Here is an 11,843-nt window from a genome sequence, read left to right on the forward strand (position 1 = left end):
ACACTTTGGGCATCCATCTGGAATCGAACCCGCGCTCGCCGGCAGGCGACCGACGCGGCAAGTTTCCGCCCGCCGGAGGCCCAGGCCCGTGCTGCTGATGATCGACAACTACGACAGTTTTACCTTCAATCTCGTGCAGTACCTGGGCGAGCTGGGGCAGGAGGTGAAGGTGGTGCGCAACGATGCGCTGGACGTGGCCGGCATCCGCGCGCTCGAGCCTTCGCACATCATGATCTCGCCCGGGCCGGGCACGCCGGACGATGCGGGCGTATCGCTGGCGGTGCTGCGCGAGCTGGCGGGGGGGATCCCGGTGTTCGGCGTGTGCCTGGGGCACCAGGCGATCGGTCAGGCGTTTGGCGGCAGGGTGATCCACGCCAAGCAGATCATGCATGGCAAGACGTCGCCGGTGCGCCATCGCGGGCGCGGCGTGTTCGCCGGCCTTCCCGATCCGTTCGAGGCCACGCGCTACCACTCGCTGGTGGTCGAGCAGGGCTCGCTACCGGATTGCCTGGAAGTCACGGCGTGGACCGAGCACGCCGATGGCTCGATCGACGAGATCATGGGCCTGCGCCACAAGACGCTGCCGGTCGAGGGCGTGCAGTTCCATCCCGAATCGATCCTGACCCAGTACGGCCATGACCTGCTGGCCAACTTCCTCGGGTTGCCGCGGCGGAAGCTCGCTGCATGAGTCCGCGCGGGATTTCGATCACGCCCCAGGAAGCGCTCCAGCGGACCATCGAACATCGCGAGATCTTCCACGACGAGATGATCGCGCTGATGCGCCAGATCATGGGTGGCGAGGTGAGCCCCCTGATGACCGCGGCGATCATCACCGGTCTGCGCGTCAAGAAGGAGACGGTGGGCGAGATCACCGGTGCGGCGCGGGTGATGCGAGAGCTGTCGGCCAAGGTCGAGGCGCCGGCACATCCTCATTTCGTCGACATCGTCGGCACCGGTGGCGACGGCGCGTCAAGCTTCAACATTTCCACCGCCTCGATGTTCGTCGCTGCTGCGGCCGGCGCGCGCGTGGCCAAGCACGGCGGGCGCAGCGTGTCGTCCAAATCCGGCAGCGCCGACGTGCTCGAGGCGCTGGGCGCCGTGATCGACCTGGATCCGGCGCGGGTCGCCCAGTGCATGGAAGAGACCGGCATCGGCTTCATGTTCGCGCCCAACCACCATCCGGCGATGAAGGTCGTAGCGCCGGTGCGCAAGGAAATGGGCGTGCGCACCTTGTTCAACATTCTGGGTCCGCTGACCAACCCGGCCGATGCGCCGAACATCCTGATGGGCGTGTTCCACCCCGACCTGGTCGGCATCCAGGTACGCGTGCTGCAGGCGCTGGGCGCGCGCCACGCGATGGTGGTGTGGGGCCGCGACGGCATGGACGAGATCTCGCTGGGCGCGTCCACGCTGGTCGGTGAACTGCATGGTGGCGAAGTACGCGAGTACGAGATCGAGCCGGAAGATTTCGGCCTGGCAATGGCCTCCAGCCGCAACCTCAGGGTGGAGAGCGTGGACGAATCGCGCGCCATGCTGCTGGACGCGCTGGGCGGACGCCACGGCGTGGCGCACGACATCGTCTGTCTAAACGCGGGCGCGGCGCTTTACACCTCCGGGGTGGCGGCAGACATCGACGAAGGAATCGCGCTGGCGCGCCATACCATCGCCAGCGGCGCCGCGCATGCGAAAATGATGGAATTCATCGCCGCGACGCGAAGGCTCGCCGGACCCATGTAGGAGCGCCCCCGGGCGCGACCGCGTGTCGCCGGCTCGCCCCGGCCGCGCCCAAGTGCGCTCCTACGGAAATCCATTCCGCCATGACCGATATCCTGCAACGCATCCTCGCCCGCAAAGCGGAGGAGATCGCCGAGCGCAGCGCCGCGCTGCCGCTGGCCGAGCTCGCCTCGCGCATCGGGGAACTGCCGCCCACGCGTGGCTTCGCCGCCGCCATCGAGGACAGGCTTGCCGCTGGCTTGCCGGCGGTGATCGCCGAGGTCAAGAAGGCCAGCCCGAGCAAGGGTGTGATCCGCGCCGACTTCGATCCGGCCGCGATCGCGCGCAGCTATGCCGCGGGCGGCGCGACCTGCCTGTCGGTGCTGACCGATCGGGACTTCTTCCAGGGCAGCGAGGAGTATCTCAGGCAGGCGCGCGAAGCCTGTGCGCTGCCGGTCCTGCGCAAGGACTTCATCATCGATCCCTACCAGGTGTACGAGGCCCGTGCGATCGGCGCCGACTGCATCCTGCTGATCGTCGCCGCGCTCGGCGACGCGGCGCTGCTGGATCTATCGCTGGTTGCCGCCGAGCTCGACCTGGACGTGTTGTGCGAAGTGCACGACGCGCAGGAGCTGGAACGCGCGCTGGCGCTGCCGGTGCCGCTGATCGGCGTGAACAACCGCAATCTGCGCACCTTCGAGACCTCGCTCGATACCTCGCTCGCGCTTCGGCCGCGCATGGCGGGCGAGGACCGCGTGCTCGTGGCCGAGTCCGGCATCCACGCGCGCGAGGACGTGGCACGCCTGCGCGAGGCAGGCATCCACGCCTTCCTGGTCGGCGAAGCATTCATGCGTGCCGAGGATCCGGGCCAGGCGCTCGATCGGCTGTTCGCGGCCTGACGCGATGGACGACGGGCAGGACACCGCAGCCGCCGGCGCACCACCGGTCGTATTGTTCGACTTCGACGGCGTGCTTACCCACGCCGATACCTATGCCTTGTTCGTGCGCGAGCGCTACGCCCGCTCGGCCTGGCGCCAGCTGTTCGCCCTGCTGGCGCTGCCCTGGTTGATGTTGCTGTGGCCATTGACGCGCCGGCTGCAACGCCCGCTGGTGCACATCGCGTTGCTGGGGCTGGACGAGAAGCGCTACGGCACCGCCGTCGATGCCTTTGCCGCCGAGCTCGTTCGGCGCCCCGGCCATTTCTGCCGCGATGGCGTGCGGGCACTGCGACGCCACCAGGCGGCGGGCGAGCGGGTGATCGTGGTGACTGGCTGCGAGCACACGCTGGTCGAGAGCCTGCTCGCCCAGCTGGGCCTCGCCGGGGTGGAACTGGTCGCCTCGCGGCTCAAGCGCGGCCCGTTCGGCCTGCGCGTGGCGCACCACAATATCGGCGCGGGCAAGCTCAAGGCGCTGGCTGCGCACGGTGTCCCTGCCTGGCGACGCGCCTACGGCGATTCGCTGCATGACCTGCACATGCTCAAAGCGGCGGCCGAACCGGTGTTGGTCAACGGCACGCCCAAGCTGTGCAAACGGATCGAGCGGGCGCTGGGCCGGTCGATCGAACGGGTGGCCTGGCACTGACGACGCGGAGCGACTACCCCGAAAGGGACTTGCAAGGCATCGGCGCATTAAATACGTTAGTGCTTACGTATTGGTCTGGCGGGCAGTCGCATGTATCTGGCATCCCTTGGCAAGCTGGCGCTCGGCAGCCGGCTGAAGGCACTCAGCGATCACTTCTACGGCGCCGCGGATGAGGTCTACCGGACGCTCGGTGCGCCCATCGAATCGCGCTGGCTGCCGGTACTGCGCTATCTATGGGATGCCGGCCCGAACACGGTGACGGACGTGGCACACGCCATCGGCCAGACCCATTCGGCGGTGAGCCAGCTCACCGACAAGCTGGTGCGCGCCGGGATGGTTCGGCGCCGACGCGACCCCGCGGACGGACGGCGCAGCGTGCTGACGCTCACCGACAAGGCGCATGCGGCACTCGCCGGGCTGGGTCCGATCTGGTGTGCCGTGCAGCGTGGAGTGAGCAGCTCGCTGGAAGCGCACGCCGCCCAGCTGCTGGACGCCATCGCGGCGTGCGAGCGGTCCCTGCAAGAACGTCCCGTCGCCGCCGCCATTCTCGCCGAGCATGACGCCATCAAGGCGACGCCGTTGCGGATCGTGCCCTATGAGCCGGCGTTGCGCGAACACTTCTACCGGTTGAACGCGCAATGGCTGGAACGCCACTTCCGTATCGAGGAGATCGATCGCGCGGTGCTGAGCGACCCGGAGCGCTACATCCTGCAGCCGGGCGGCGCGATCTTTTTCGCGCGACTGGACGAGGAGGTCATCGGCACCTGTGCGCTGTTGCAGGAATCGCCCGGGGTGTTCGAGCTGACCAAGATGGGCGTGGACGAGACATTCCGTGGCCTGGGAGCGGGCAAGCGACTGCTCGGGGCCTGCATCGCCGAGTTCCACCGCCGCGGCGGGCAGACGCTGTTCCTGGAGTCCAACAGCCGCCTGCAGACCGCGTTGCGGATGTACGAGAAGGCCGGATTCGTGATGCAGCCGTCGGTACGTCCCGGCTCGCATTACGAGCGCGCGGATGTCTACATGATCTATCGGCCGGAAACGTCGCCGCGGGAATCCTGATGACGCCGCGGCCGTGGTGGCCTTGCCGCGAAGCGGCGAGGGCGAAGATCAGCGCGTGCCCTTGACCACGATCGTCTTGCCGGACACGTTGATCATGCCCTGTTCTTCAAGCTGCTTGAGCACGCGACCGACCATCTCGCGCGAGCAGCCCACGATGCGGCTGACTTCCTGGCGCGAGATGCGGATCTGCGTGCCGTCAGGATGGGTCATGGCGTCGGGCTCCTGGCACAGGTCCAGCAGCGTGCGCGAGATGCGGTTGGTGACGTCCATGAAGGCCATGCGGCTGACCTGGCGCGAAGTGCGCAGCAGGCGGTTGGTCAGTTGCGAGCCGATCGCGAATAGGATCTTCGGGCATTCCTCGCGCAGCGGGCCTTCCATCAGCTGGAACAGGCGCTCGTAGCTGATCTCGGCCATCTCGCACGGCGTGCGGCTGCGCACGATCGACTCGCGTTGTGCCTGCTCGACGAACAGGCCCATCTCGCCGATGAACTGGCCGCGGTTGAGATAGGCCAGGATCAGTTCGCGGCCCTGCTCGTCTTCGGTGCAGACCGCGAGCGAGCCTTCGATGATGTAGTAGAGCGTGTTGGCCGGGTCGCCCGGGCGGATGATCGCGGTCTTGCCGGGATAGCGCCGGCGGTGGCACAGCGCCAGGAAGCGCTCCATCGATGCCGGGTCCGGCGCAAAGCTCAGCGGCGCCTGGGACCGTTCGAAAGCCTGCTGGAGTTGGTACTTGAGTTGCGCCACGAGAGTATCCGCTGTTGAGCCACGGCGCTGCCGCGATGCCGTTACCATGCATCACGCGTCTCGCCTGATCAAGAGATGATGCGGCTTGCGCCCGTGAGTTCTGTTTTCCGGCGTTTTGCCGCATACTTCGCAGTCTTTCGGCCAAGCTGCATGTCGGGCCGGAATACAGGTCGCGCAGGATGAGGGTCCTGGCGCGCCTTTTCTTTTCGCGGGGACCCTTAAGCTGCTAACCCGCCTCATCTGCTGGCCGCATTCCGGCCATGGAGAGTCGCCGTGGTGAAACCGCTCCCGCGCCTGCGCCTGCAGGGCTTCAACAACCTGACCAAGGCCCTGAGCTTCAACATCTACGACATCTGCTATGCGGTGTCCGAAGACCAGCGCCAGCGCTATATCGAGTACATCGACGAACAGTACGATGCCGATCGCCTGACCCAGATCCTCACCGACGTGGCGGAGATCATCGGCGCGAACATCCTCAACATTGCGCGTCAGGACTACGACCCGCAGGGCGCTTCGGTCACCATCCTCATCTCCGAGGAGCCGGTGGTGGAGAAGCTTGGCCGCGACACCATCTCCGGTGCCGTCGTCGCGCACATGGACAAGAGCCACATCACCGTCCACACCTATCCGGAAACGCACCCGCACAACGGCATCGCGACTTTTCGCGCGGACATCGATGTCGCCACCTGCGGCGTGATCTCGCCGCTGAAGGCCCTGAACTACCTGATCGACAGCTTCGAGTCGGACATCGTGGTGTGCGACTACCGCGTGCGCGGCTTCACCCGCGACGTGAAGGGCAAGAAGCACTTCATCGACCACAAGATCAATTCGGTGCAGGATTACCTGGCGCGCCACATCCGCCAGAAGTACGAGATGTTCGACGTCAACGTCTACCAGGAAAACATCTTCCACACGAAGATGCACATCAAGGACTTCGACCTGGACACCTACCTGTTCGAGGCGCACGCGGACGACCTGTCGTTCAAGGAGCGCCAGAGGATCGAGTCGCTGCTCAAGCGCGAGATCGAGGAACTGTTCCACGGCCGCAACCTGATGTGATCGAGACCCCGCCGCGAGGCGGGGTTTTTCGTTGCGCGGCTCGCCAAGCCCGCTTGGGAGCCAGGACCACGCCCCGCAAGCGGTCCCGCATGGAAGCAGTGCCGTCAGATGCGGTAGGCGACGCCCTTCATCACCAGTGAGCTCAGGTGCATCAGGCCGGGGATCGGGAAGGGCAGGTCAATGCCGCCGCGCGCCTTGGCGTTATCGGCATGGCGCACCTCGTCGGCCTGCATCTGCGCGAGCACTGCGCGCGAGCGTTCGTCCTGTGGCGGCAGGCGCTGGAGGTGGTCTTCCAGGTGTGCCTCCACCTGGCGCTCGGTTTCCACCACGAAGCCCAGGCTGACCTTGTCGCCGACCAGCGCGGCGGCGGCGCCGATCGCGTAGCTGCCGGCGTACCACAACGGGTTGAGCAGGCTGGGACGGCTGTCCAGTTCGCGCAGCCGTTGCGCGCACCAGGCCAGGTGGTCGGTCTCCTCGTCGGCCGCGTGTTGCAGATGGCGGCGGGTGTCGTCGTCGCGCGCGAGCGCGGCCTGGCCGTCGTACAGCGCCTGCGCGCAGACCTCGCCGGTGTGGTTGATGCGCATCAGGCCGGCGGCGTGGCGGCGCTCCTGTTCGTCGAGCGGGGCGTCTTCCATGTCTTCGGCCGGTGACGGGCGAGCCGGTTCCGGCGCCCCGGCGACGGTTTCCAGGGCGCGCTCGATGCCGGTCAGCAGGCGGTCGAAAGGGGAGAGCGTGCGGGCGTTCATGAGGGTTGTCCCGTTGCAAGTTGCTGCGCCAGCAGCACCAGTGGATGCAGGGTCGGTACGGTCGAGCCTTGTTCGGCAAGGCCCGCGGCCAGATGCAGCCGGCATCCGATATTGGACGACAGCAACGCTTGCGGCGCCACCGCGCCGACGGCCTCGAGCGTCGGTGCACGCAAGGCTGCCGCGCGTTCGGGGAATTCCAGCAGGTGGCTGCCGGCCGCCCCGCAGCAGCGTGCCGGCAGCGGCATGACCTCCAGCGTCGGCACGCGCCCCAGCAGCGCCTGCAAGGCTTCGCCGCTGCGCGCGACATTCAGTTGCGTGCAGGGCAGATGGAGCGCCACGCGCCGTGGGAGCGGCCGGAACTGCAGATGTTCGGCCTGGGCGGCCAGCAACGCGTAGGGATCGTCCACCCTGGCGTCGGGCAGGGCATTGCGCAGTTGGCCGATGCAGCCGGGGGTAACCGTCACCAGCACGGACGCGCCGCTGGCCTGCCAGGCATCGCGTACACGCCGGGCCGCGCGCGCGGCCGCCTGCGTGTCACCGCCGTGGGCGTCCAGCGCGCCACAACAGAGGCCCGGCAGGCGGATGACCGGGTGACCGACCGCCTCGAGCAGGGCGATGGCCGCCTGTTGCGCCGCCGCGTCTTCCACGCTGGCCACGCAGCCCGGGAAGAGCGCCACGCGCGCCAGCGTCCGAGCGCGCGGCGCATCTGCAAGCGATGGCGCCAGTTGCGGAGCCGACGTCGAGGCCGCAAGCGCCAGGGCGGTACGCCAGCGGGAGGGCAGCGGCAGCCAGCGAGCGAGGCCGGCATGCCAGCGGTGCAATCCGACGAGCCGGGTCAGGCGCAACAGGGCGGGTTGCCTGGCCAGCGCGAGCAGCACGCGCGGACGTTGCGGTGCGGGACCGAGCAGGCCACGGGTTTCCAGCAGCAGCTCGCCGAAACGCACCTGGGCGGGGCACACCCGTTCGCAGTTCAGGCAACCCAGGCAATGGTCCAGCGGCTCGCGTACTTCGTCGGTGACCGGCGCCAACCCCTTGGCCAGCGCCGCGGCAATCGCGATGCGCCCGCGTGGCGACTCGGCCTCGTTGCCGTCCAGCGCATAGGTCGGGCACACCGGCAGGCACAGGCCGCACTGCACGCACTGGTCGGCCAGCGCGGCGATGTGCTGGGACTTGTTCTGGGGCATGGTCGGCATGCTATCATTGGCAGCTCACAGTCGGCCGACCGGCAGGCTTGCGCGATCGATGACGGCTCCGCTATCATCTCGCGCCTTTGTTCCACCGATTCCGCTAACCGCCCTCATGGCGGCAGACAGGTATTCTTGAAATGAAAACGTTCAGCGCCAAGCCGGAAAGCGTCAAGCGCGACTGGTACGTGGTCGATGCGACGGGCAAGACGCTCGGCCGTCTGTCCACCGAGATCGCCCGCCGCCTGCGCGGCAAGCACAAGCCGGAATTCACTCCGCACGTCGACACCGGCGACTACATCGTCGTGGTCAACGCCGAGAAGGTCGCGGTCACCGGCGCCAAGCTGGACGACAAGATGTACCACCGCTTCACCGGCTATGTCGGCAACCTCAAGACGATGTCCTTGAAGGACCTGCTGGCCACGCATCCGGAGCGGGTGATCGAGATCGCCGTCAAGGGCATGCTGCCGAAGAACCCGCTGGGCCGCGCGATGTACCGCAAGCTCAAGGTATACGGCGGCGCCGAACATCCGCATACCGCCCAGCAGCCGCAGGCGCTGGAGATCTAAGGAAACCCATGGCTATCCAGCAGAATTACGGCACCGGCCGCCGCAAGACCTCCGCCGCCCGCGTGTTCCTGCGCAAGGGCAATGGCGCGATCGAAGTCAACGGCAAGACGCTCGACCAGTTCTTCGGTCGCGAGACCTCGCGCATGATCGTGCGCCAGCCGCTCGAGCTGACCCAGAGCGCCGACAAGTTCGACATCAAGGTCACGGTTGCCGGTGGTGGCATCACGGGCCAGGCCGGCGCGATCCGCCTGGGCATCGCCCGCGCGCTGATCGAATACGATGAATCCCTGAAGTCGGCGCTGCGCAAGGCCGGTTTCGTGACCCGCGATGCCCGCGAGGTCGAGCGCAAGAAGGTCGGTCTGCACAAGGCCCGCCGCGCTACCCAGTTCTCGAAGCGTTAAAATCCGCTTCGAGGGGCGATGCATCCGGTCAGAGCGCATCGTTCCCAAGGGTTTTGGGAGATCGTCTAACGGTAGGACAACGGACTCTGACTCCGTTTATCTAGGTTCGAATCCTAGTCTCCCAGCCAAACAAAAGAGGCCCGCCATTGGCGGGCCTCTTTTTTGCATGTGCTGTGGCGACGGCGGAAAGCCGGCGCGCTTATTTTCGATGGCAGGTGTCCGGATACGAATCCTGCGACGCACGGCACAGCGAAACAGGGTCGCCGAACGTCGCACAGGGCCGGCTTGCGCTACGATGAGTGTCGTCGGCGATGGCTTGATAGGTTATTGGTTTCACTCGGTTTTCACGCGATAGATTGTTGTATGGGCGGAATAACATGACGACGTGGACCGGTCGCTGGATTGGGGCGATTCAGGCCAGCCACGCCAAGGGGGAAGGACGATGCTGACAAGGATCTGGGACAACATCTGGTTTCGACAGCTGGCGGTCACGGCCGGCTACGCGGTGAGCTACCTTCTGCTCCGCGAGATTTCCTTCTCCCACTGGGTGCTGTTCGCAGGCTTGCGTCTGTGCGCGCTCATGTTGATGCCCTATCGCTACTGGCCGGCACTGCTGCTCGGAGAGTTGCTCCCGCTCAGCTACATCAGCTTCAGTTGCCTGGGCCAGTACGGCTGGATGTGGTCGGCAATCATGCTCGTGCCGCCGATCGGCCTGGCCATGCCGATCGTCCGTTTCTGCAGGGAACAGCGGCGCCTGTTCCCGTCGCGCTCGATCACCAGCATCAACGTCCTGCTGCTTTGCTCGTTGCTGGTTTCGGTCGTCTGGACGGTTGCCGACACCTCGGCACTGCTCGTGGCCACGGTCAAGCCGCAGTACGACTTCCGTACGGCCGCCGGATGGTATTTCCTGGGGTCGTACATCGGCATCCTGACCATCGTGCCGCTGGCCTTGGCGGTGCGCGAAGAGCTGACCACCCGGCCGCTCCGCCAGATCCTGGCGGGTATTTCCGAAAGCCGCCTGGTACTTGAAACCGTTTCGCTGTTGCTGCCGGCCCTTGCCTTGCTGGTCTGGCTGGCTTCGGGTGTGGCTGGCGACGCGAGCCAGGCTGCACGGATGGCGATGTTCCTGCCTGTCGCCTGGCTGTCGTTGCGCCACGGCTGGCGTGGGGCCGCGGTGGGTGGCACGGCGGCAAGCATTGCGGTCATCCTGACCATGCCGGTGGTGCGCGACCACGAAACCGTCCAGGCCCAGGCATTCATCGCCTTCACGATCACCACCATGTTGATGCTCGGCGCGCGGATCGCAGTGCTGCACCAGCGGGAGGAGCGGGAGCGTACGGATTCGCGCCTGGCCCTGGCCATGGCGCAGCGGAACGTCTACCTGGGCGAACTGCAGTTGCGGCAAACCTCCTATGCGCTGGAGCAGATGAGCGGCGCGATCCAGGCGTCCTATACCCAGTTGCTCGGCCGGTTGCGCTGCCTGCTGCCGGGGACTGACGAGCGCACCTACTACCGCCAGGCGGCAGTGGCGCAGCATCAGATTTATCGCCTGGCCGATTCGCTGTATCCGCTTTCCTGGCGGGACCGCGGACTGCCGGCAGCGTTGCGCGAGGGGTCGATTCCCCGTGCGCTCGACGAAGGCGGCATCGTCTACTGGTGCGACATCCAGGGCGACGTCGAACAGCTGTCCACCAGCGTCCACATGGCCCTGTACCGGCTGGCGTCGGAAGCCATCGCGGTGGCCTGTGCCAAGCGCAACGTCAGCAAGGTCCGCCTGCGCCTGCGCGGCGGCCTCTCCGGCGGTCGTCGCTGGGCGGTGCTATGCGTCGACAGCGACGTGGACTACGAGCGGCTGGCCCGCGTGCGTTGGGACGACATCCAGTCGGCGCTCGGTGGGAGCGGCATGGGCCTGGGGGCGCTGAAGGATCGCGCCGGCATCTTCGAGGGCAAGGTGCATGTGCGCGCCCACGGCACCGGCAACCGGATCAGCCTGATGTTGTTCGATCCCGAGATCGCCTGACCCAATCCGCGGGAGAGCGCGGCTTTTCCCGCGGTCGTCCAGAAGAAAAAAACCGCCCCTGGGGCGGTTTTTTTGTCGCAGTACCCGCCCGCGGGCTTACGGCGAATGGCTGCTGCATTCGACCGGATCATTGCACGGCGCAACCGTCGCGTTGGTGGTGGAAGGCTCCGCAGTAAACGTGGTCGTGCCATCGCTCATGGGCGTTGCCAGCACCTGGACGTCGCTGCCCTGATAGATCGTCTCGGCGTACGAGGTCAACGGCACGGCCGTGCTGCTGGTCGAGGCCGTCTGCTGCGGGGTGGAGAGGCGTTGGGCATCGCGACCCATGGGCAGGACCAGGAACTGGCCGTTCACGCTGGCGAAGGCCACGCGCAGGTTGCCGTAGAAGTCGTTCACCTGGAAGTACTGCACGCCATTGTTGGCGAACGTGTACACATGCCAGTGCGTGCTTGCGCTCACGTCCTGTGCATTTGGCCAGGCTTGACCCAGGCCCGTGCTCGTCGCCGCCGCGGCGGAAGCCGAAAGACCCATGACGACCAGGCCGGCGAAAAGTGCACGGCGCGGCAGGAATTTGATCATAGCCATGTCCCCTTGTTGGACTGCTCACTGATTGAGCAATCGCACTCTACCTTGCAATAGTGAGTTTTTCGCGAAGACAGATGGTGAAACTGAGCGTCACGTTAAGTTTTTCGGCGCACGTGGCGATCCGGGCCTGATAAGCCACCGAGCGGCAGCCGCCGACGCGCCGCAACTCGCTTTCCGCGCGG

Annotated in this window: 13 protein-coding genes and 1 tRNA gene; 10 read left to right on the forward strand and 4 right to left on the reverse strand. The window is 66.5% G+C overall.

Features of this window, described 5'->3' with window-relative positions; genetic code table 11:
- Window positions 1-88 precede the first annotated feature (88 nt).
- The 5 genes from ACFWZ1_RS02265 to ACFWZ1_RS02285 all read left to right on the forward strand — a co-directional run bounded on the left by ACFWZ1_RS02265 (window position 89) and on the right by ACFWZ1_RS02285 (window position 4,353).
- Window positions 89-688: an anthranilate synthase component II gene (locus ACFWZ1_RS02265; RefSeq protein WP_439665313.1), complete on the forward strand. Its 600-nt coding sequence runs from the start codon at window positions 89-91 to the stop codon at window positions 686-688.
- Window positions 685-1,737, forward strand: coding sequence for an anthranilate phosphoribosyltransferase (gene trpD, locus ACFWZ1_RS02270; RefSeq protein WP_231323283.1), 1,053 nt, complete (start codon window positions 685-687; stop codon window positions 1,735-1,737). Before ACFWZ1_RS02265 ends, trpD begins: the two co-directional genes overlap by 4 nt.
- Before the next feature lie 80 nt (window positions 1,738-1,817).
- Entirely contained in the window at window positions 1,818-2,612 is a 795-nt protein-coding gene (gene trpC / locus ACFWZ1_RS02275; protein ID WP_439665314.1) for an indole-3-glycerol phosphate synthase TrpC, read from the forward strand.
- A gap of 4 nt (window positions 2,613-2,616) precedes the next feature.
- Window positions 2,617-3,294: a haloacid dehalogenase-like hydrolase gene (locus tag ACFWZ1_RS02280; RefSeq protein WP_439665315.1), complete on the forward strand. Its 678-nt coding sequence runs from the start codon at window positions 2,617-2,619 to the stop codon at window positions 3,292-3,294.
- Window positions 3,295-3,384: 90 nt separating this feature from the next.
- A complete protein-coding gene (locus tag ACFWZ1_RS02285; protein ID WP_439665316.1) occupies window positions 3,385-4,353 on the forward strand; it encodes a bifunctional helix-turn-helix transcriptional regulator/GNAT family N-acetyltransferase in 969 nt (322 codons plus the stop codon).
- A gap of 48 nt (window positions 4,354-4,401) precedes the next feature.
- Here the strand turns inward: ACFWZ1_RS02285 and crp are convergent, their stop codons facing one another.
- A complete protein-coding gene (crp, locus tag ACFWZ1_RS02290) occupies window positions 4,402-5,145 on the reverse strand; it encodes a cAMP-activated global transcriptional regulator CRP (protein WP_425600818.1) in 744 nt (247 codons plus the stop codon).
- Window positions 5,146-5,370: 225 nt separating this feature from the next.
- On the opposite strand from crp, the gene speD reads away from it, so the two are divergent.
- Window positions 5,371-6,156: an adenosylmethionine decarboxylase gene (speD, locus tag ACFWZ1_RS02295; protein WP_091334588.1), complete on the forward strand. Its 786-nt coding sequence runs from the start codon at window positions 5,371-5,373 to the stop codon at window positions 6,154-6,156.
- 104 nt (window positions 6,157-6,260) lie between these two features.
- On the opposite strand, the gene coq7 is transcribed toward speD, so the two are convergent.
- Both coq7 and ACFWZ1_RS02305 read right to left on the reverse strand, forming a co-directional pair.
- Window positions 6,261-6,902, reverse strand: coding sequence for a 2-polyprenyl-3-methyl-6-methoxy-1,4-benzoquinone monooxygenase (gene coq7, locus ACFWZ1_RS02300; protein WP_231323293.1), 642 nt, complete (start codon window positions 6,900-6,902; stop codon window positions 6,261-6,263).
- Window positions 6,899-8,086: a (Fe-S)-binding protein gene (locus ACFWZ1_RS02305; RefSeq protein ID WP_439665317.1), complete on the reverse strand. Its 1,188-nt coding sequence runs from the start codon at window positions 8,084-8,086 to the stop codon at window positions 6,899-6,901. The genes coq7 and ACFWZ1_RS02305 overlap by 4 nt, the downstream gene beginning before the upstream one ends.
- A 140-nt stretch (window positions 8,087-8,226) precedes the next feature.
- On the opposite strand from ACFWZ1_RS02305, the gene rplM reads away from it, so the two are divergent.
- From rplM to ACFWZ1_RS02325, 4 genes are all read left to right on the forward strand, one after another.
- Entirely contained in the window at window positions 8,227-8,655 is a 429-nt protein-coding gene (gene rplM / locus ACFWZ1_RS02310) for a 50S ribosomal protein L13 (RefSeq protein ID WP_231323297.1), read from the forward strand.
- Between the two features lie 8 nt (window positions 8,656-8,663).
- Complete coding sequence (rpsI, locus tag ACFWZ1_RS02315) at window positions 8,664-9,056, forward strand: 30S ribosomal protein S9 (RefSeq protein ID WP_231323299.1); 393 nt, start codon at window positions 8,664-8,666, stop codon at window positions 9,054-9,056.
- 54 nt (window positions 9,057-9,110) lie between these two features.
- A tRNA-Gln gene (locus ACFWZ1_RS02320) sits at window positions 9,111-9,184 on the forward strand.
- 314 nt (window positions 9,185-9,498) lie between these two features.
- Window positions 9,499-11,076: an MASE1 domain-containing protein gene (locus ACFWZ1_RS02325; RefSeq protein WP_231323301.1), complete on the forward strand. Its 1,578-nt coding sequence runs from the start codon at window positions 9,499-9,501 to the stop codon at window positions 11,074-11,076.
- Between the two features lie 96 nt (window positions 11,077-11,172).
- On the opposite strand, the gene ACFWZ1_RS02330 is transcribed toward ACFWZ1_RS02325, so the two are convergent.
- Complete coding sequence (locus ACFWZ1_RS02330) at window positions 11,173-11,661, reverse strand: hypothetical protein (protein WP_439665318.1); 489 nt, start codon at window positions 11,659-11,661, stop codon at window positions 11,173-11,175.
- Between the last annotated feature and the right edge of the window lie 182 nt (window positions 11,662-11,843).

Source organism: Frateuria sp. GZRe14 (assembly GCF_051900395.1).
Lineage (GTDB): Bacteria > Pseudomonadota > Gammaproteobacteria > Xanthomonadales > Rhodanobacteraceae > Frateuria_A > Frateuria_A edaphi.

Excerpts from the sequence above, each read along its gene's own strand:
- trpD (WP_231323283.1), top strand. The coding sequence starts at position 685 with ATGAGTCCGCGCGGGATTTCGATCACGCCCCAGGAAGCGCTCCAGCGG.
- trpC (WP_439665314.1), top strand. The coding sequence starts at position 1,818 with ATGACCGATATCCTGCAACGCATCCTCGCCCGCAAAGCGGAGGAGATC.
- ACFWZ1_RS02280 (WP_439665315.1), top strand. The coding sequence starts at position 2,617 with ATGGACGACGGGCAGGACACCGCAGCCGCCGGCGCACCACCGGTCGTA.
- ACFWZ1_RS02285 (WP_439665316.1), top strand. The coding sequence starts at position 3,385 with ATGTATCTGGCATCCCTTGGCAAGCTGGCGCTCGGCAGCCGGCTGAAG.
- crp (WP_425600818.1), bottom strand. The coding sequence starts at position 5,145 with ATGGTAACGGCATCGCGGCAGCGCCGTGGCTCAACAGCGGATACTCTC.
- coq7 (WP_231323293.1), bottom strand. The coding sequence starts at position 6,902 with ATGAACGCCCGCACGCTCTCCCCTTTCGACCGCCTGCTGACCGGCATC.
- ACFWZ1_RS02305 (WP_439665317.1), bottom strand. The coding sequence starts at position 8,086 with ATGCCCCAGAACAAGTCCCAGCACATCGCCGCGCTGGCCGACCAGTGC.
- rplM (WP_231323297.1), top strand. The coding sequence starts at position 8,227 with ATGAAAACGTTCAGCGCCAAGCCGGAAAGCGTCAAGCGCGACTGGTAC.
- rpsI (WP_231323299.1), top strand. The coding sequence starts at position 8,664 with ATGGCTATCCAGCAGAATTACGGCACCGGCCGCCGCAAGACCTCCGCC.
- ACFWZ1_RS02325 (WP_231323301.1), top strand. The coding sequence starts at position 9,499 with ATGCTGACAAGGATCTGGGACAACATCTGGTTTCGACAGCTGGCGGTC.
- ACFWZ1_RS02330 (WP_439665318.1), bottom strand. The coding sequence starts at position 11,661 with ATGGCTATGATCAAATTCCTGCCGCGCCGTGCACTTTTCGCCGGCCTG.